This window comes from Candidatus Coxiella mudrowiae, from assembly GCA_001077715.1.
Lineage (GTDB): Bacteria > Pseudomonadota > Gammaproteobacteria > Coxiellales > Coxiellaceae > Coxiella > Coxiella mudrowiae.
In genome coordinates this window covers 1,300,451-1,317,577 of record CP011126.1, presented here as the reverse complement: position 1 = coordinate 1,317,577, position 17,127 = coordinate 1,300,451, and the positions used below count along the sequence as shown (strand labels likewise).

The window sequence follows — 17,127 nt, the reverse complement described above, 5'->3', positions numbered from 1 at the left end:
GCTTTTAGGCACGGTAGGCGAGCTCATTGATCCAGAAGCTTGGCTTTGGTATTATAATATCATTGGAGAAAAACGTTGTCCTAATTGTCGACACATGGTGGCAAACAGAAACCGGCGGTATTATGATTGCCCCTTTTCTGGGAGTCACGCCTTTAAAACTTGGATCTGCGAGATTGCTTTTTTTGGAGTAAGAAAGGAGAAGCATCAGGCATCTTAATTACTCAGCCCTGGCTAGCTGGCTAGGGGGGAGAGGGGTAAATGCAAACTATTTATGGAGATCCAGAACGCTAGAAAGCGCCGTATTTTTTCAATATCCTGGGGATGTATTATATGGGCGATGGAGCTCACCGAGATCGGGGTGATTTTTATTAGATTAGTGGGGGTATCGATGATGTGATCAACATATCCGGACATCGATTGGATATATCTGAGATAGAAGGCGCTTTAATGGCGCATTCCGATATTGCAGAAGCTGCGGTAGTTGGTTTTCCCCATGAAATTAAAGGCCAAGGTATTTTTGCTTTTGTGATGCCCAAATTTGGAATAGTTCCTGATGATTGCTTATCGAGAGAATTAATTAATTTAGTTCGCAAAAAATTAGCCCCATCGCAACACCCAGACCGCATTCAATGAGCCAAAGACTTTCCTAAGACTCGGTCAGGAAAAATCATGAGACGTATTTTACGTAAAATAGTAAATGGGGAAGTTGATAGTCTCGGAGATATTTCAACGTTAGCAAATCCGGAAGCTGTCCAAGCTATCGTTACTTCATATAGCTATCATATTAGCTGATAAAATCAAATGGCTATTCTTGAATTAATTGCATTTCTTAAAAAGAAAAGGTTCTAAATAAAATTGAACCATTACCTTAGTTTTCTCAATCATTTAGCACACCCCTTTTGTTTTTTTCTGGAAACAATATTTCATTTGATAAACCCTAAGCTTCAGAGCGAAAAGCAAAATTACGATCCTGTTGACAACGGTAGGGATTTTTGGAACTTGGGAAATTTGTTTAATGTAGTCTTCATTTTAGCTCAAGTATCTTAACTGTGCTGCTAATTGATGATTTGATGTTTCTTTCGAGGGTTGGCATCAATAATTGGGTTAAGTGGGCATTAAGAATTCTTATGGAGGTGTAGATACTATTATTGCCATAAGAATTACTTAACTTATTGATTTTTTTTAAAAATATCCCATTTAAAACATTCTTAATTATATCATTCGTAAAAAAAATATCTAAAATAAACATTTTTTTGTGCAATTTAGTAGCCACCTTTGTTAATTTAATAAGATGGGGCATAGTCATAGGAAAAGATAAGAACGTTTTGCTATACCTTCTTGAGGAAGATAGGGATTTTCCAACTTGAGGAAGATAGGGATTTTCCAATATGGATTTCGTTTTGTCGATGAAATCCTATTCGTTAAGGATTAGAGTCCTTGATTGTAAAACGATAGGTTAGTTTAAATTTAAACTACTTAAATTTAGCAGCTCATGGGATTAGGTAAGGAGATGCTGTAGCAGATAATATTTAGTGTTAAAGTGCTTTCCAAACATTTGCTTACCATTACCGAAGAACAGCCGTGGGTAGTCAATTAATAGCGTTTATTCTGAAATCGATTGTGGAGGGTTTGTTATTAAAGAGCTGTATAGGGGAAGAGGTACGGGTTGAAGCGGGCATATTTTCAGAAGAGCATGTAGAAATAAAGCGATTTTTATGATTCAAACATGATTCCAAAAATAAAGGGCATCGTATACCCTTAAATCTGCTAGAAAATGTTCGTTGCTATGCTATTTTTCCTGTCTCAAAAAATAGGTATTTATTATTACGTCCTAAAAGCGTGGATTTATGATTTTCGCATGTGGGGTAATGATTTGAAAAAAAGATTGAAGCCAAACAAAGATAATATTGACATTCAGATAGGTTTAGAACTTATTGATCAAGAAATTTTAAATGCTATTCCGGATGGAAAAACAATTGCTAGCCTACTTACTAATATCAGTTAAAAAAATCAGCCACTCACTCCAAAATTCTGAAATCAATTTTTGAAGAGTAACTATCATCATTAATGGAAAAAAACTTCCGTCCTTTGGCGATTACTCGCTATCAAAAAGAATTAGTGGTGATTGTAGATCCCTTACAGGCTAACTTCAGTGCATAGTATGAATTCTTTCTTCAGTCCCGCAATTCAAAAAAATAGTAAATTTAAGCATAGTTTATTTAAAGATGTTGTTAGGTAGTTGCCTCGAATCAAAGCTATAGAATTTGATGTAATTTATTTCCTGCCTATCTATCCAATTGCTCATTCAAATCGCAAAGGAAAAAATAATGCTCTAAGGGCTGCGTCCACCCACCCAGGAAGCCCATGGGCCATCGGGAGTGAAAAAAAAGAGGGGAGGATCATATGGTTATTCATCCCAAACTTGGACTTTACAAGATTTTAAAAATTTAGTTAAGCAGCCAAGGCAACTTAATTTAATGATAGCATTCGATTTTGCCTTACAATGCAGTCCTCATCATCCTTATTTTAAAAGGGCACCCTCAATGGTTCAAAATCCATCTGGATAGAAGCCTTCAATATGTCGAAAATCGTCCTAAAAATATGAAGACATTTATCCTTTTTATTTTGATACCAAGGATTAGAAATCTTTATAGCAAGAATAGAAAAAAATATTATTTTAGATCAAGGAAGGAATCAAAATTTTTCGAGTAGATAATACCTACACTAACCCCTTCTTTTTTTCTTGGAGTTATTGATTTTTAAAATTAAATTAGAATACCCTGATGTTATCTTTCTAGAAGAACTCTTACACGTACTAATAAAATAATGTATTATTTAGTCAAATTGGGTTTTACTCAATCCTACACCTATTTTTATTTAGCAGTGTCTTAAAGAGATATCATGTTTAAATTGCTGTAATTAATTAAGTGATTCATTTCAGTTAGATTTATAAATAATCCAAAGTTTTGTTAATCTGTTGAAAGAAAAATTTTTTAATTCTTACTCTATCTGTAAGTTTCTTTTTTGACAAGATTCAAGATACTTGGAGCTGCAGAAATAGCGAATATAATTAGCGCCTTTTACTGATAAGGCTTCCGATTTGAAAACCTCTCAGTTATACAAGTAGCACATTGTTATAAAGAAACTTCTTTTTTGTCGACCCTTCATATAATTTCATGAAGAATTACTTTCAATTTAAATTATAGACTAATTTTGTGTTCTAGAAGAGGTATCTATTTGTTAGAATTTAAAATTTAGTACCTCAATAAGTCTGCACATATCATGTTGTGGCATAATTTGATTTTCTTTAGGGTATGTCTGGGAAAAAATGAAGATAGGAGTAGTTACATGGAGTCCTATAAAATTAGCTTCTATAAATACTGAATTCTATTCCATTCCTTTCTGGTTCTTTTTCCATTCTAAGGACGGAAGAGGAAAATGACTAATAATTCGTTCATAAAAATCAAGAAAAGAAGAGAATATTAGCAGTTCCTGTAATTATTTATTAATAAAGTATCTTGAATTAGCAATATAAAATAATAGTTTCTGTTCAGGTAATTCTTTGAAATAAAAACTAGAAGCATATGGTAGGAAAAAATCATTGCCGCTTGAGTTAACGATATATTTAGGTAGAGTGGCTAATTTTTCAAAATAAAATTGGTCAGAAAATAAGAAAACAAATCCTCAATTTATATTAATTTTTTAAGTAATTTTAATAAAATGGATTTTTAGAATTGAAAAATTTTGGAATGTTTTCTTTGCAATAATTAATTAAGGCCAGTAGCCAGTGGTGAGCATAAGTTTTATATATGTGAGGAATTTGTTCCTTTGTAATATATCGGCGACAATAGGTATAATAGAAATGACTCTTATTAAGAAATCTAGTTAAGCATCAACCGCGTTTTTAAGCACCCATTATTATAAAATTTTTAATATAAATACCTATTATTAAAAGTTTTTATTGATTCATAGTAATCGCTTCTGATGATCCTACGGCCATTAGAATATTCAATGGATTAATAAAATAGGTTCGGATTTAATATAAATTGATTCCATGAAAATACAATAATTTTATTTTCTTTTAAATTTTTTCCATTAATATTTTAAATATTGATTATGAATATCCTTGAAAACAACGACAATAGTATGTTTAATAAGTTAGCTAAGTATGAGTTCAGGATTATCATTTTCGGTTGTTTATAAATTTTAATTCTGCCTCTAATATATAAAATTGACTTGTTGGAAGAAAGTTTCTTGTCTTTAGAATATAGATATCTAATTCATGTGTTAAAACATTAGAAGAAATTATGTCTTTGGTTGTTAGGTTTGGCCATGAAGAGAGGTAAAAAGATATTTATATTCTGTATAATTCGAAGTTATGATTTTTCCTATTTCTTTGAATTGAAATAAGACGAATAAATAATATTTGATTGGTACATGCTAAAATAGTATGAGAGAATGGTAGTTTAAAAAAATTCTACAAGTGAATGCTTTAGAAAATCTGAAATCGGATTTGAAAGAAAAAATCAAAAGAAGTTTAATTAAAAATGGAATTTTTTTAACCATGAGAATATTCTATACATTAGTTTAATTTTAGAAAATGGGAAATTTAAGTCAATTCATTCGATTACGAGATAATATTAATTAGTATTTTTGAATATAAAAAATACGCTCCCAGTAGAACATAATCTAGCCTCTAAAAAATTAGAGATAACTTTTCTTCATATAATAAATAGAAAAAGTGATAAAAATGGAAAGAGTAATAATTTCTTAAATGATTTTTAATTGCGTTAAATTTAAATTTGTATTATTAAAACTAATTTGATTTTCTAGCACCTGAAACATATATTCAAAAAAAAGTAAATAAATAGACCTGATAATAATGAAAAATATTATTAGTTTAGAAGAAAAATTTCTTAAATAGTCATACCAAGAAAAATTTATAAAAGAGTTAGAACATATAAGAAGACTAATAGAAACAAAAATTTTTTTATAAACTGTTCTATTTGATTAATAAGATGAACAAAATAAAATCTACTAGAGAGAATAACTATTAAGGAAACGATAACACCTAAACAAAATCTTAATATTCCTTCCTATTAAAAAAAGATATAAATGACATAGAGTATACTAAAATATCTAAATTAACATTTAAATGAATTAGAAATATCTATCATTAATTATAGTATAAAATTAATCATTAATTTATCTTTATAGCATCTGTTATAAACAATTAAAAAAATAGAGAACAGACAAAGTCTTAATTTTTTTATTCCTGATTTTTCTTAAGATTATGTGCGTTATTTTTATTTTATAAATACGTATTGAAAATTTCCCATATTATGATAGTCGAAAAGCTTATACGCTAGTTCCACTTAAAGAGTATTCTCTTGGAAAATCTATATACTTCTTTTTTTATTCTTATTTATGGGAGAAACTTTTAGTCAGAACTTTTTAGATCACTATATAATCCACGATTATTTATAGCAAGAGCTAATACATTGTGCGAAGGAGAAGCCCTTGTTTTCGCACATCTCATCTAGAAACATTGAATTCTTATTTGCTAGCACGTGAGTTAATAATAAGGATAGGCGTTTCTTTTGCGATACTTAGTTGTTTAAAAAAATGATAGCCTCGTGGTTTTAAGCCAAAACAGTTTAAAAAAGAAATGATCGCTGTAATATGAAAATGAGCGATTTCGTTTTGTTGTTAAAAAATGTAATTAGTTTTTAAATTCTCTTCTGTATAGTGGACTGACTTTTCGACATTAGCGGTGTTAGGTGGTTTTCGGGAGACAGCGTTTGAACAAACACTATTTCATTTAGATAGACTTAAAGTAGTTTTAGTAATTTCATATATTTTTTTAGGACTAGAAGATGTAGGTTCATCTTTTTTGGTTAGCTTTATGTCTGATTAAATAGCTATTTCACTATTATATCAAGTAGACTCGCTCTCTTCTTAGTCTCATTGCTTTTTTTATATTTACTTATCCAGTTTTTCAATTTTGTTTTAAAGTGTTTCTTTATTTTTATTTGGATTTAGTACTGGTGTGTTTATTCATGGATTTATGGTAGGAAAAGACTTAAATTCCGTATAGATTTCGGCTTCAGTCATAGTTATTATTAACTGGAAATGTTTTATTGGGTTCATTTTCTCAAGAATTAGTAGAAAAATTATTTGACTTTTTTAGCATGGTAAGATGAGAAACTGTGCGCCTTTATTTAGCTTATCTGCTTTTCATTTTTCCTTATTTCTTCTGACGTTATATATGATTTTAGAATTTTTATTTTTATTGAGGAAACAATGTAATTTAAAAAAAAGATTTATTCTTTTTCTAATTAAAATATTTAATATTATTTTGTTTTTATGTTATCTTAAATAAATGGAAAAAGTATAAGGATATGAAAATAATTATTTTTTAAATCATTAGCATTATGATGAATTTTCATGGAAAGAATTTCGAGATCAGGAATCTAATTGATTCATTACCCTATTATTAAATTATTACTATCAGAAATTTTCCAAATTTATTAAGAAATATTTTTATAAGATACTGTGTTTAAAGGAAGTACTAAAAATAAAATAAGTTCATTTATCTCATTTGATAAAAATGAGATTAAAAAAAATTAGAAGAAGAAATTAAATTAGTCGATCATAAAAAAATAATATTATTTGTTATAATAATTTTAATTTTCCATTATCAAGAAAAATACTTAATTTTTATGGAATTCTTTGTCAAAGTTATGATCGCTTTTATCTTATTATGATAAATTTTTAATGAAATATAGTCTTAATTCAGATAATATCACAGTTTCTAAATATGAAACCATTAATTTTTCTGATTATTTTTATAATATTAAAGACTTCTATTAGAACTTTATTGAAAAAGTATTTTTAATATTTGTGATAAAACTCTAAACAGGAGCAGGAAGTGTTTTAAATTAAAAAATAAATAATTATTCTGAATTTAAAAAAATTAATTTTTAGCAATACTATTTTAGATATTCCTTTCGAAGCAGAAAAATTTATCGAAGGAACGTTTTATCATGTCGATTAGTTTTATCAGAATAGAAAAAATATATTACATTGTTTTAAAGGATTTATTTCTGCCGTTAGTTATCCTGAGTGGAAAAATTAATGCTTCCATATTATTGTTAGATGCTAATCCATTAAAGGAAAAAATTTAGAATTTTCAGAAAATTATTTGTACTATTTAGGTTTGATCGACTGTGCTTCCGATATTAAATTGTTTATTACTCCTGAAGAATAAAAATATCTTTTTTTTTGAGGTATCATCGCACTTCCCCGTGAGAAGTATAAATAGGATGTATTCTTAAATGAAATTAAATATTCCCTCATTTCAACCAATGTTATTAGAGTTAATGTGCTAATGCAGCAGAGCATTATTAAAAAATTATACGAGCCTAATTTAAAAAGCTACTATGAGATGCAATGATTTTTAAAAGAGAATGAAACCATGTACGTTCTCTGAACTATAGTCGAAATATCAGCTATTTTTCTTGTTGTCAATGATGACTTATTCAATTTTATGTGAAGACTTTAAAACATTGAAATAATATAAGCCTTTCTATTTAACTTCTGTCGAGAAGTTTCAAAGATTCTCCTGACTTTAGTAATCGATTTATAAAGGATTATGGTATTATAAAATAGAATAACTGTATTGACTTCTTACTCGACTATAGAAAATAAATAATGCAAGCAACGAACTTGGCAGTGATTTAAAATGATATCCACTACGTATCTTTAAGATTAGAGAGCATTTCTCACTGAACACTAGTATTCATATCTCATTAAATAAATGAGAAAATAAATTCTAAATTATTTTCTAAATGTAAAAATTTTCAAAGAAGAGGCACGTTTAAGTTTAGTGGCGTATATAATTCAATTTCTCAATTAAAAAAGTGCATAAAAGAAAATGGTATTTTTGCATTTTTATCAGGTAATCATGTAGAAACTGTAGCATTATCTACAAATCTTTTAAAAGTTTTTGTGACGATTGTAACTTAAAATGAGGTACAATCTGTAAAATTATCTGAAACTCTTTATTATGAGGCTGAGATTGTTTTTTATGACAAAACTAATTCTATCTGAGAAAAAATTTCATAAGATTTAATGAAATAAAACAACTTAGTATTAATTCCATCCTATAATCATAAAGACATCGTTGCTTGTTAAAGTACTCTAGAAAAAGAATTCTTTGAGGAAATAGGACAATTGGATTATTTTTTCGTACCTGTAGGTGAGGGTGGGCTTATTTCAGGATCTGATATTACTGAAGCTTATTTATCACCTAATTGCATTATAATTGATGTAGAATCTGAAGTAGGTAATCATGCACAATATTTTCTTTTGAACGAGAAATTTTTTAATATAGAAACGTCTAAAACTATTTCAGATGGAGTACAAATTCAATTTATTGTCCAATTAATTTTACTATTTTAATTAAAATTTTAAAAGATATTGTAAAGGTAAGTGATGATCAATTATGTAAATAAATAAATTTTTTTTGAAAGGATAAAAATTATTGTAGAACTAACAGGTTGTTTTGGCGTTCCGCTATTTTAAATAAAATAGTAGATATAAAGGATGTTTGGGTTAGGGTGATCTTAATAAGCGGAAATTTCGATATAAGAAGATTGTATAATTATATATAGTAGTATGAGAGCTTGTATCTAAAAAAATTATTATTCATAATATAATCTATATTTTGTCCTCTTTATTTTAATTAACTCTTTATTTTTTTTAAATTTTTTAAAATTAATGTATTTTTTCTGATAATTTTTTTATATTTTTTATCAATTCAAGTAGTAATAAAATAAATTATGTATAATGAAATTTTTAATTTACAAAAAAGTATATAAATTATGACCACATTCGATTTTATAACTATAAATTTTTTAATTTTATGAGAGGATTACCTCCTTCAACACTCCCTCAAAAATAAAAAAATAACTCTCTTCTTCCTTTGCTTTTAGCAACAAAATTTCCTGAGCATTTAATTAGCTTTTTCCTTTGAAATTGGTAGACGTCATCTCTGAAAAAGAAAGTAAAGAGCGTAATGCAATAAACTTTTAGAGAATCAGAATTCTACTGTACTCTAAAAATTTTGTATAAAGAATTAAATAATTGACTTCAATTATTTTTTTAATGTGGATCTAAATTTATGTGATTGACTAATAAATTAATTTTAGCCCTTAAATAAGTCCACCTACTGACGTTTTATAAAAGTGGACTTGATAAACTTAGCGATTTTTGCTTACATTGATCTTCATCCCGAATCAGAATATAATACAGTCTACAGTTACACGATTTCCTTATTTTAAGATGAGGAACTTTTGACGCTTTCATTTTTTTTGGAAGAAATACGTCTTTATAAATTAAAAGAGAACTCGCAATGGGTTAATTTTGAGAAAGTGGATGCGTTAAAAGGCTATCTTTTAAAATTATTAAAGACAGTTTTAATATATAACAATCAGCCTTTCTCAAAGGCAGCTTTCTTTGAGACAGCGCCTTAATTCGAGATTAAAAAAATCTCTTATCTTTGATTTTTGGTTGAGACTTTTTCGATTTTGAATTGATTGCAAAATAACAATGTATTTAATGACATTCGGGTGAGCAGTAAACTTTTCTTAAATAAATTGCATTTTTGGTTTAAATTGCGTTTGTTTTATTTAGCAGCATTAAATTTGGTGTATCAAAAATAAAAAATAGTTTATCAATTATTTTAACTTAATGGCGATGTGAATAAAAGCAAGGATATTTATTTCGATAGCTTTTCTTTTAAGAATGCTAAAAATTGATTGTCTTATTTTTGAATAAGACACACCTAGAATTAGAAAGAATAGCGGATTATTAAAAATTAACGCCAGTATAGAACCGCGATTTTCTTCAAGAAGCTTTTGAGCGAATAGGAGAAAGCACTCAGTATGAAGTTGACAGCTTATGGTATTCGATGGCTTTCTCTCTAATTCCTATTTTTCGTTATCACTATCTTCGAATATTATTTCATTTTTAAAGATAAGAAATAATTAATTCAATTTTTTATGAAAGAAGAAAAAGTTTAGAAAAAAAATAGTAATAATTGTCATTTTTATCCGAAAATATTTTTAGCGCTGCATTTGACTTACTTCAGAAGTATCCTTATTGAAGCTGAAAACTAGAAGAAAAAGGTAAAATTTTTATTGAATTATTTAGCTAACGAATTTGAAAGGGTAAGCTAGTCCTGGCTGCTTTCAAATATCGAAGGAATATGATTGATAAATTTTTGATGAAAGCTAATGAGAATGATATCAGCCACACCCCCATCGAGAATTAGATTTTTTTTAATAACCAACGTTTAGAGTCTAAATCTGAATTGCAGAAAAAAGAAAAAGCTTTTATAGATGATCTTGTTGATCGTTTAACCAGCGATCCTTGGATTTGGGAAAAAGCAACGCAGTCCTTGGAATCGCAGGATGTGAAAGTCACCCCTGCTAATCTGGAGCAAGAAGTAAAGCGCCTTTTTGGAAAATATAAAAACGAAACGCAAGGCCATCAAACGTGGTTGCAGCCGGTTAAAGAATGGTCCTATTAGTAGTTGCCGGTAATCGCTCCTATCGAAACGATGGTCGATGGTGTTAAAGATAAAAATTGGAAAGAAGTTCTATTGGGAGGTACTTTTCTTTCGTTGGATGTGTGGTTTGGCGCTGGACTATTAGCATCTAAAGGAGCTGAAGAAGTAGCAGGTTCTGCGTTAGTGAGGGAGAGTCTCGCCGCCAGCTCGCTCTAGGTAAGAAAAAGAATGACGGTGAGTTCACTAAATGCCCCACTGGAAGAACTTTATCTTCCTTTTGCCGAGTTGTTCTCTGAAATTTCCATTCCTGTTGTACAAGGAGAATACATAATTGTTTACTTTTCAGAGGATGGACGATATACGGTGGTTAAACCTCAAGGAGGCTATTACCGTGAAATCAATCTTAAGACAGGTCGTGTGGATTATCTTAAGCCGTTGATTTTTATATTAATAATGAGACTGTACAGTACGCTGCTTCAGCCCTAAAAGGAGGTGGACGGTATGATACCTTTGTTGAACTTTTATCCGAAGCTGAATTGAAGCAACGGCATACTGTTAAAGAAATACTAGCAGTAATGGATGGGGTAGATGACTATATCATACATCGTAATTTCCTGGAGGAATTTTAGAAATATTTTAAAGTGACAGGAGATTCAGAAGATATAGGACTCAATATAGGAGAATTTTACGATATGATATATAGTTCTAGTCCTACCTTTAGAAGAATTTTTAATAAATTTTTAGTTCAGGTGGCTAAAAGACTTGAAGTCAATGTTTGGCGTATTCGTATCCAGTCTGGACGAGACGTGTAGCTTTGCTGATCTTGCAGCAAAAATTGTTTATTTGAATCCTAAAATTGAAGCTTTTGAGGCGCATTATTTGGGCGATGACCATTTTGGTGATTCCACTAATGAGAGATAGCCCTTTCAAAAACATCGTATGACAATTCATGATATCCTACACACCCTCTTATTGGAATAGATGATTTAGATGTCGCCTAGAAAGAATAGGGAGCCTGTATTAGGGAGCCTGTATTCGGCGCAACTCCGCTGTCAACAGACTGCATAGGGGCGCTACTGTTTATTTATCGAATAAAATTATGTTTCAAGGAACTATCTCAAGTGCGCCGCATCGTTTGGTATATGGAGTTTATGAGGAAGGTAGGTCTGTCAATTCTGGGATATTACGACAACGGCTTGTGAAGGAAAATATTTTCTTGGATGAAAAGCTCGATTCCAATATACCGATAGAAGAATTTTTATATAGTGGTGAAGAATTGGTGCAACGTTGCACGGTGCAGGAAATAGAAAAATTTTTTGAGAATTTTTAATGAATACCTTTATCAACTGAGTCTTTTTAAAATCAGTTCTTATCAATCTTTAAGAGTGAAGATGCAGAATTAATAGAGGAGCTGAGAGAATTTTTTTAGCATTACACGTAGAAAGTAACATTTTCGCCAAGCTTTTTTGATATTTAATTTCGTAATCTTATAACAGATGAAGCATAACGTTTAGAATTTATCTATTCAGAATTAGAAGACGTCGTTTTAGAAAAAGATAAGGCAATATATCTTCTGAAAGATAGTACACATTATTTATCGATAGTACACATTATTTATCTAACGCGGGTATTATTCCAATTAAAAGAAAGAGATGTGTTTTACTTAAAATGTTGGAATTATTGACAAGTAAAAAATTACTAGAAATACTGGTAGAAAAAAAATCGCTAATCAAAGTCTCATATTACAACTAGCAAATAAAATTTTTTAGAAAGCAAAGATGAATTATCCAAGATGTCTAGCTAGAGCTTTTATTTTACCGGGTGATGCGGAGAGCGAAAGGCAACTACTGGGTTCCTGGGCTAAGAATGAGTCGAATGGTTTATTCGGAAGAAAGGCTACTTTCTAAAACTGTTTATTCTAAATTGTTGAATAGCAGTTATTCGTTGCTTTTCTTCTGTTTTTCTAGAGAAAAGCGATTTCTGTAAGATAAATCTACTTCAAATCTAACCTCTGTCTATTTGGACAATGTTTCCTCTTTCTTTTCTGGATTTTTGAAAGAACAACAACCCGCTAAGGAACAAGAAAATATTAATGAAAATATTTAAAAAATACAAAAAAATGATCCCATCGAGGATGGGCTGTGATTTTTGTGTGAAGTATGGGAGAACATTTTCCTTTAATTAGATCTTACTAATTAAGCTTTTTAGTTAGAATGTTAATTAGTTAAAGGATTTTGATTTTAAAGTTTAATTAATAATCACGATTCATGAACATAAAAGAACGAGAATTGGACAAAGAGTTAAATCATTTATGGCGGGGAGAGCTCCTTTGCTTATATTCCAAAGCCCTTACCACCGAAACCTGAGCTGCAACTGGAGCTGATCTACCCCTTGTTAGATCGAGCCAATCTCGCCATTGGGCGGTTTGATGGCATTGGGAACATTTTACTAAATTATAGAATTATTCCTTTACATATATATTCGAAAGGAAGCCGTGCTTTCTTTTCAAATTGAAGGAACTCAATCCTCATTGTCGGATTTGCTGATGTATGAAAATGGAAAAGTGCCTGGGTGTGCCAGAATACGATGTCATTGAGATTTCAAATTATGTGGCCGCTATGGAGTACGGCCTTAAATGTTTAAGTGAAGGCTTTCCACTGAGTTTGAATTTGATAAAAGAAATTCATGAAATTTTATTAAGTAAAGGTAGGGGCAGTGTCAAACAACCTGGTGAATTTCGTCCCTCTTAAAACTGGATTAGCAAGCACACGACCGGGTAATGCTACGTTTGTCCCCCGTGGCCTGAAAAATTCATCGAATTAATGGGAGAATTTGAGTTATTTTTGCATGACGAAAAACAGTTTTTACCTACATTAGTCAAAGCTGCATTAGTTCATGTGCAGTTTGAAACTATTCATCCCTTTTTATAGATGTTAATGGCTGTTTAGGGCGATTACTAATTACCTTTATTTTATATGTAGAAGGATTATTAAATAAACCACTGCTCTATTTAAGCTTGTATTTTAAAACATATTGCGAGCAGTACACTATGATTATTTACAAAGTGTTCGAGAAACAGGTGATTGGGAATCGTGGATTCGATTTTTCTTAGAAGGTGTGATTGAGACAGCCAATAAAGCTGTAAAAAATACAAAAGATATCATTGAACTTTTTACGGAAGATCACCAAAAAATTCAAGATCTAGGTAGACCAGCCGCTTCTGCATTATTAGTGCATCATTATTTAGAAAAGCATTCTGTGACGGATATTGAAAAAATTTCAGCGCATTGCAATATCACTATTCCTACCACAACAAAATCCATCAAACATTTAGAAACATTAGGTATTGCCAAAGAAATTACAGGGAAAGAACGTTATAAAATTTATATCTACCAACGTTATTTAGACATTCTAAGAAGGAATCGGTAATTTTTAATGTGAGACATTGCATTAAATGGTGGAGGCGGCGGGAATTGAACCCGCGTCCGTAAATCATACGCCTTTGACCCTACATGCTTAGCATCGTCTATTATTTAGCTGACAACCATCCGACGTGCAGGGGAGATTGACAGCGAGCCCTGAAGTTTAACTTCCAAGTCATGGGCCATGCTTGAAAGCGAGCTTATAAAATATGACCATTAGACAGAATCTACAAGCCAATCCTGACAATGGGAGGCCGCGTTATTAGGCAGCTACAGCGTATTGTGTATCGTTTGCAGATATACAATTGCAACTGATGGATTTACGAGCCTCCGTTGCCGGCTCGGCATGCGTCTCAGGTTTCAGGATTCACGTCTAAGCCTGGTCGCCCCCGGACTTATCTCTTATTATCTCTTAATATTATAGATTAGACAGGAGGGTATCGTAAAGCCAGTTAAAATCGTTTCACATGCTAATGACAGTAAGGTTCTTTCCCGGTCTTGCCGTACGTAATAGTCTTGATGGTACTCTTCAGCTCGCTAAAAAGTGCTAACGGGAACGAGGCGAGTGGCAACAGGGTAACCTTTTGCTATCAACTGGTTTATGGCTGTTTCGGGAATTTGTTTTTCTTGATTATCGTAATAAAAAATAACACTCTCGTATTGCTCTCCAATATCAGGGCCTTGTCCGTTCGTTTGCGTCGGGTTATGAATTTTAAAGAAATACCTGATAACTTTATCGTAATTAATTCGTTGGCGATCATATAAGATCATATAAAACACGAATAGCTTCCACATGTCCTGTCGTTCCTTCGCAAACGGCCTCAATAAATCAGTTTCTTCATCTCCCCCGCCTGTATAGCCTACCTCTGTTTTTAACCCCCCGGCAGTTGTTTGAAATAATAATCAACTCCCCAAAAACAACCGCCTGCTAAAATCCCTTCTTTTGTATCGCGAACTTGATTATCAATAACAAAATCCAAACTCAACGAATTAACGCAATGATGGGTATTTTTTGGCGTGAAGGCTTCTCCTTCAAAGACATGGCTCAAATCCGCATCGTATCGTTGACATCGAATTTCTGTGCTCTTCCCATCAGAGTCGGGCAGCCGTTTTACAGTTCCTGCAATGGTGAGGTTCGTCGAAGCTCGGTTAGACGCCGCAGCCAGAGTGAAATTTATTCTCTGAACGAAAGAGTGCCAAATCACATTGACGGCAAAGGTAAGTTCCCCTGTCTGCCAGGGCGGTATATTCGCCCTGAAAAGCGGGTTCCGTTATCTGGTCACATGTAATCACGGACGGAGATGTGGAAAAGAAAAACACTTATCCATGAGACTTAAACACCCGATGCTTTTCACGTTCCCATTCCCGACGTTTAATCGTTTCCCGTTTATCATGGATTTTTTTACCTTTAGCCAGAGCAATTTCGGCCTTAACATGATTTTTATGCCAATGAAGATCCAAAGGCACAACGGTAAGCCCCTCTTTTTGAACTGCGCCAAATAGCTTGCCAATTTCGCACTTACTTAAAAGTAATTTACGAAATCGTTGAGGATCGGGTTTCATGTAGTCGGCCACATTAGGAAGAGGAGAGAAGTGAGCTCCGATTAACCAAGCTTCTCCAGCTTTAAAAATGACATAACCATCCTGTAACTGAACCCGTCCAACCCGAATACTTTTGACTTCCCAACCCTCTAGGACTAATCCCGCTTCTAATCGCTGCTCAATATGATAATCATGGAGCGCCTTTTTATTTAAAGCAATAATGCGGGGCCCAGATTTTTTTGTGATTTGCTTGTTCATGGCGTTGGCTATATTATCGGAACGGTATGCCTGATATCAATAAAAGTAAAGTAGTACCCTATGGGAAAAAAGAAATGTACAAACTAATAAGTGATATTGAATCCTACCCGAAGTTTGTTCCCTTTTGTAGCGATAGTCAAATCAATAGTCGTACGGACGATGAAATACGAGCAACGTTGTCATTTTCAAAAGGTGGGCTCAATAAATCGTTCACTACCTTAAACCGCCTACAACCTCACAAAATGGTGGAAATACGTTTAGTGAACGGACCCTTCCGACAACTCGAAGGTTTTTGGCAGTTTAAAGCTTTGGAGAAAGGGGGTTGTAGAGTGTTGTTAGATTTAGAATTTGAGTTTTCCTCACGGTGGCTTGCCTTGATGTTTGGTCCCTTATTCAACCAAGTTGCCACTATGCTAGTTGATGCCTTTTGTAAACGTGCTGATATTATTTATGGAAAAAAATCATGATTAAGATTAGTATTTGTTACGCTACGCCAAAAAAACAAGTGGAGATTCCTCTGGAAGTTGAAGAAAACTGTACTGTAGCTATAGCAATCAAGCGCTCAGGTATTTTGAAGCAATTTCCGGAAATTAATTTGGCCCAAGTCTGCGTAGGAGTTTACAGTAAACGTACCACCCTTGATGGCAATGTGGGGGATGGCGATCGAATTGAAATCTACCGTTCTCTCCTCATTGATCCAAAACAAGCGCGTTTATTGAGAGCTCAGCGTTTGTCTTCTAAGATTGCAAGAGCAAAATAATTTAAAGATTGGGTAGATTTACCCAGCCAATAGGTTTGTTTTTGTCTGTCCAAAAGTTGGTGACATGATTATTGTGTAAATAAATAATTAAATGGGTCGATTGCATTCGCCGATGGCCAGGTTGGAAAGTATAAACATACACCATTCGGTTATCAGAAAAAATATTGACAAGCACTGGATTACCCAACGCTGCCCGCACCTGATCTTTTGTCATTCCTGTATCTAAGTTACCTAGATCTTTATCCGTAATAATGTTCCCTTGTTGAATATTTGGATGATAAACGCAACCCCATAATGTCGTAATTAAACAAACTAGGAAGATCAATGTCACACGTCGCATGGGGGAAGCCTCCTCCTTATTTTTCGATGTTTCAAAATGAGACGCGATTATAACGCATCTTATGCCCAATATGCAGCTGTCCCACCATGTTTAAATAAAGAGAGGAGTTTGGGTCATTTTACTTTAGAGATTTTTAGCAGGTAGCACACCGGTACCGGTCTTAGTTAAATATCTAGAGTTAACCTCCAAAGGCCGCTATGTTAGAATAACTTTAAATATCAGAGGATTTTAG

At 32.1% G+C, this 17,127-nt stretch carries 20 protein-coding genes, 1 other RNA gene and 3 pseudogenes; 16 read left to right on the top strand and 8 right to left on the bottom strand.

The genetic code is table 11. The features are described 5' to 3' along the window. Nucleotides 1-393 precede the first annotated feature (393 nt). The 4 genes from CleRt_RS10770 (at nucleotide 394) to CleRt_RS06155 (ending at nucleotide 2,005) form a co-directional block, all read left to right on the top strand. A complete protein-coding gene (locus CleRt_RS10770; RefSeq protein ID WP_200899555.1) occupies nucleotides 394-633 on the top strand; it encodes an AMP-binding enzyme in 240 nt (79 codons plus the stop codon). Between the two features lie 36 nt (nucleotides 634-669). After that, nucleotides 670-792, top strand: coding sequence for an acetate--CoA ligase (locus CleRt_RS10765; RefSeq protein ID WP_200899554.1), 123 nt, complete (start codon nucleotides 670-672; stop codon nucleotides 790-792). A 789-nt stretch (nucleotides 793-1,581) separates the two neighbouring features. Then, on the top strand, nucleotides 1,582-1,719 hold the full coding sequence (locus CleRt_RS10590; protein WP_162198824.1) for a hypothetical protein: 138 nt from the start codon (nucleotides 1,582-1,584) through the stop codon (nucleotides 1,717-1,719). 55 nt (nucleotides 1,720-1,774) lie between these two features. Beyond that, nucleotides 1,775-2,005 (top strand): hypothetical protein, encoded by a 231-nt coding sequence (locus tag CleRt_RS06155; RefSeq protein WP_048875472.1) that lies wholly within the window; start codon nucleotides 1,775-1,777, stop codon nucleotides 2,003-2,005. Between the two features lie 1,493 nt (nucleotides 2,006-3,498). Here CleRt_RS06155 and CleRt_RS14235 read toward each other — a convergent pair. Continuing rightward, nucleotides 3,499-3,645: pseudogene (locus tag CleRt_RS14235) on the bottom strand (PhoPQ-activated protein PqaA family protein); the annotation flags it as partial. Between the two features lie 1,125 nt (nucleotides 3,646-4,770). Continuing rightward, the gene (locus CleRt_RS14230) at nucleotides 4,771-4,962 is read right to left on the bottom strand and encodes a DMT family protein (protein WP_371440263.1); all 192 of its coding nucleotides are present in this window, start codon (nucleotides 4,960-4,962) and stop codon (nucleotides 4,771-4,773) included. A gap of 3,273 nt (nucleotides 4,963-8,235) precedes the next feature. Here CleRt_RS14230 and CleRt_RS06150 point away from each other — a divergent pair. From CleRt_RS06150 to CleRt_RS10750, 10 genes and pseudogenes are all read left to right on the top strand, one after another. Continuing rightward, nucleotides 8,236-8,463, top strand: a complete 228-nt coding sequence (locus CleRt_RS06150) for a PALP domain-containing protein (protein WP_048875471.1) — start codon at nucleotides 8,236-8,238, stop codon at nucleotides 8,461-8,463. A 1,912-nt stretch (nucleotides 8,464-10,375) separates the two neighbouring features. Continuing rightward, nucleotides 10,376-10,594 (top strand): hypothetical protein, encoded by a 219-nt coding sequence (locus CleRt_RS06145; protein ID WP_048875470.1) that lies wholly within the window; start codon nucleotides 10,376-10,378, stop codon nucleotides 10,592-10,594. 3 nt (nucleotides 10,595-10,597) lie between these two features. Further along, on the top strand, nucleotides 10,598-10,789 hold the full coding sequence (locus CleRt_RS06140; RefSeq protein ID WP_048875469.1) for a hypothetical protein: 192 nt from the start codon (nucleotides 10,598-10,600) through the stop codon (nucleotides 10,787-10,789). A gap of 18 nt (nucleotides 10,790-10,807) precedes the next feature. Then, entirely contained in the window at nucleotides 10,808-11,059 is a 252-nt protein-coding gene (locus CleRt_RS06135) for a hypothetical protein (RefSeq protein ID WP_162198823.1), read from the top strand. Between the two features lie 285 nt (nucleotides 11,060-11,344). Beyond that, entirely contained in the window at nucleotides 11,345-11,494 is a 150-nt protein-coding gene (locus tag CleRt_RS10285) for a hypothetical protein (RefSeq protein ID WP_157870879.1), read from the top strand. Between the two features lie 178 nt (nucleotides 11,495-11,672). Then, nucleotides 11,673-11,903 (top strand): hypothetical protein, encoded by a 231-nt coding sequence (locus tag CleRt_RS06130; protein ID WP_048875467.1) that lies wholly within the window; start codon nucleotides 11,673-11,675, stop codon nucleotides 11,901-11,903. A 1,164-nt stretch (nucleotides 11,904-13,067) separates the two neighbouring features. Next, nucleotides 13,068-13,169 carry a hypothetical protein gene (locus tag CleRt_RS14225; RefSeq protein WP_200899553.1) on the top strand — a complete coding sequence of 34 codons (102 nt, stop codon included), beginning with the start codon at nucleotides 13,068-13,070 and terminating at the stop codon, nucleotides 13,167-13,169. Beyond that, a complete protein-coding gene (locus tag CleRt_RS12250) occupies nucleotides 13,129-13,323 on the top strand; it encodes a hypothetical protein (RefSeq protein ID WP_235378922.1) in 195 nt (64 codons plus the stop codon). Before CleRt_RS14225 ends, CleRt_RS12250 begins: the two co-directional genes overlap by 41 nt. Before the next feature lie 51 nt (nucleotides 13,324-13,374). Then, a pseudogene (locus CleRt_RS14220) lies at nucleotides 13,375-13,503 on the top strand (Fic family protein); the annotation flags it as partial. 103 nt (nucleotides 13,504-13,606) lie between these two features. Next, the gene (locus CleRt_RS10750; protein WP_200899574.1) at nucleotides 13,607-14,002 is read left to right on the top strand and encodes a Fic family protein; all 396 of its coding nucleotides are present in this window, start codon (nucleotides 13,607-13,609) and stop codon (nucleotides 14,000-14,002) included. Nucleotides 14,003-14,028: 26 nt separating this feature from the next. Here the strand turns inward: CleRt_RS10750 and ssrA are convergent. From ssrA to smpB, 5 genes and pseudogenes are all read right to left on the bottom strand, one after another. Continuing rightward, nucleotides 14,029-14,386, bottom strand: a transfer-messenger RNA (tmRNA) gene (gene ssrA / locus CleRt_RS09235). Between the two features lie 146 nt (nucleotides 14,387-14,532). Then, nucleotides 14,533-14,832 (bottom strand): annotated as a pseudogene (locus tag CleRt_RS12245) (peptide-methionine (S)-S-oxide reductase); the annotation flags it as partial. A gap of 35 nt (nucleotides 14,833-14,867) precedes the next feature. Next, nucleotides 14,868-15,200 (bottom strand): peptide-methionine (R)-S-oxide reductase, encoded by a 333-nt coding sequence (locus CleRt_RS12240; RefSeq protein WP_306686679.1) that lies wholly within the window; start codon nucleotides 15,198-15,200, stop codon nucleotides 14,868-14,870. Then, on the bottom strand, nucleotides 15,145-15,288 hold the full coding sequence (locus tag CleRt_RS13470) for a peptide-methionine (R)-S-oxide reductase (protein WP_306686677.1): 144 nt from the start codon (nucleotides 15,286-15,288) through the stop codon (nucleotides 15,145-15,147). Before CleRt_RS13470 ends, CleRt_RS12240 begins: the two co-directional genes overlap by 56 nt. A 27-nt stretch (nucleotides 15,289-15,315) precedes the next feature. Then, nucleotides 15,316-15,795: an SsrA-binding protein SmpB gene (gene smpB, locus CleRt_RS06115; RefSeq protein ID WP_048875466.1), complete on the bottom strand. Its 480-nt coding sequence runs from the start codon at nucleotides 15,793-15,795 to the stop codon at nucleotides 15,316-15,318. A gap of 26 nt (nucleotides 15,796-15,821) precedes the next feature. On the opposite strand from smpB, the gene CleRt_RS06110 reads away from it, so the two are divergent. Together CleRt_RS06110 and CleRt_RS06105 are read left to right on the top strand one after the other, a co-directional pair. Beyond that, entirely contained in the window at nucleotides 15,822-16,262 is a 441-nt protein-coding gene (locus CleRt_RS06110) for a type II toxin-antitoxin system RatA family toxin (protein ID WP_048875465.1), read from the top strand. After that, the gene (locus CleRt_RS06105; protein ID WP_048875464.1) at nucleotides 16,259-16,555 is read left to right on the top strand and encodes an RnfH family protein; all 297 of its coding nucleotides are present in this window, start codon (nucleotides 16,259-16,261) and stop codon (nucleotides 16,553-16,555) included. The genes CleRt_RS06110 and CleRt_RS06105 overlap by 4 nt, the downstream gene beginning before the upstream one ends. A gap of 1 nt (nucleotide 16,556) precedes the next feature. On the opposite strand, the gene CleRt_RS06100 is transcribed toward CleRt_RS06105, so the two are convergent. Further along, nucleotides 16,557-16,895 (bottom strand): outer membrane protein assembly factor BamE, encoded by a 339-nt coding sequence (locus CleRt_RS06100; protein WP_048875463.1) that lies wholly within the window; start codon nucleotides 16,893-16,895, stop codon nucleotides 16,557-16,559. Between the last annotated feature and the right edge of the window lie 232 nt (nucleotides 16,896-17,127).

Excerpts from the sequence above, each read along its gene's own strand:
- smpB (WP_048875466.1), bottom strand. The coding sequence starts at position 15,795 with ATGAACAAGCAAATCACAAAAAAATCTGGGCCCCGCATTATTGCTTTA.
- CleRt_RS12250 (WP_235378922.1), top strand. The coding sequence starts at position 13,129 with ATGGAAAAGTGCCTGGGTGTGCCAGAATACGATGTCATTGAGATTTCA.
- CleRt_RS06155 (WP_048875472.1), top strand. The coding sequence starts at position 1,775 with ATGTTCGTTGCTATGCTATTTTTCCTGTCTCAAAAAATAGGTATTTAT.
- CleRt_RS10285 (WP_157870879.1), top strand. The coding sequence starts at position 11,345 with ATGTTTGGCGTATTCGTATCCAGTCTGGACGAGACGTGTAGCTTTGCT.
- CleRt_RS10765 (WP_200899554.1), top strand. The coding sequence starts at position 670 with ATGAGACGTATTTTACGTAAAATAGTAAATGGGGAAGTTGATAGTCTC.
- CleRt_RS06130 (WP_048875467.1), top strand. The coding sequence starts at position 11,673 with ATGTTTCAAGGAACTATCTCAAGTGCGCCGCATCGTTTGGTATATGGA.
- CleRt_RS06100 (WP_048875463.1), bottom strand. The coding sequence starts at position 16,895 with ATGCGACGTGTGACATTGATCTTCCTAGTTTGTTTAATTACGACATTA.
- CleRt_RS06105 (WP_048875464.1), top strand. The coding sequence starts at position 16,259 with ATGATTAAGATTAGTATTTGTTACGCTACGCCAAAAAAACAAGTGGAG.
- CleRt_RS06110 (WP_048875465.1), top strand. The coding sequence starts at position 15,822 with ATGCCTGATATCAATAAAAGTAAAGTAGTACCCTATGGGAAAAAAGAA.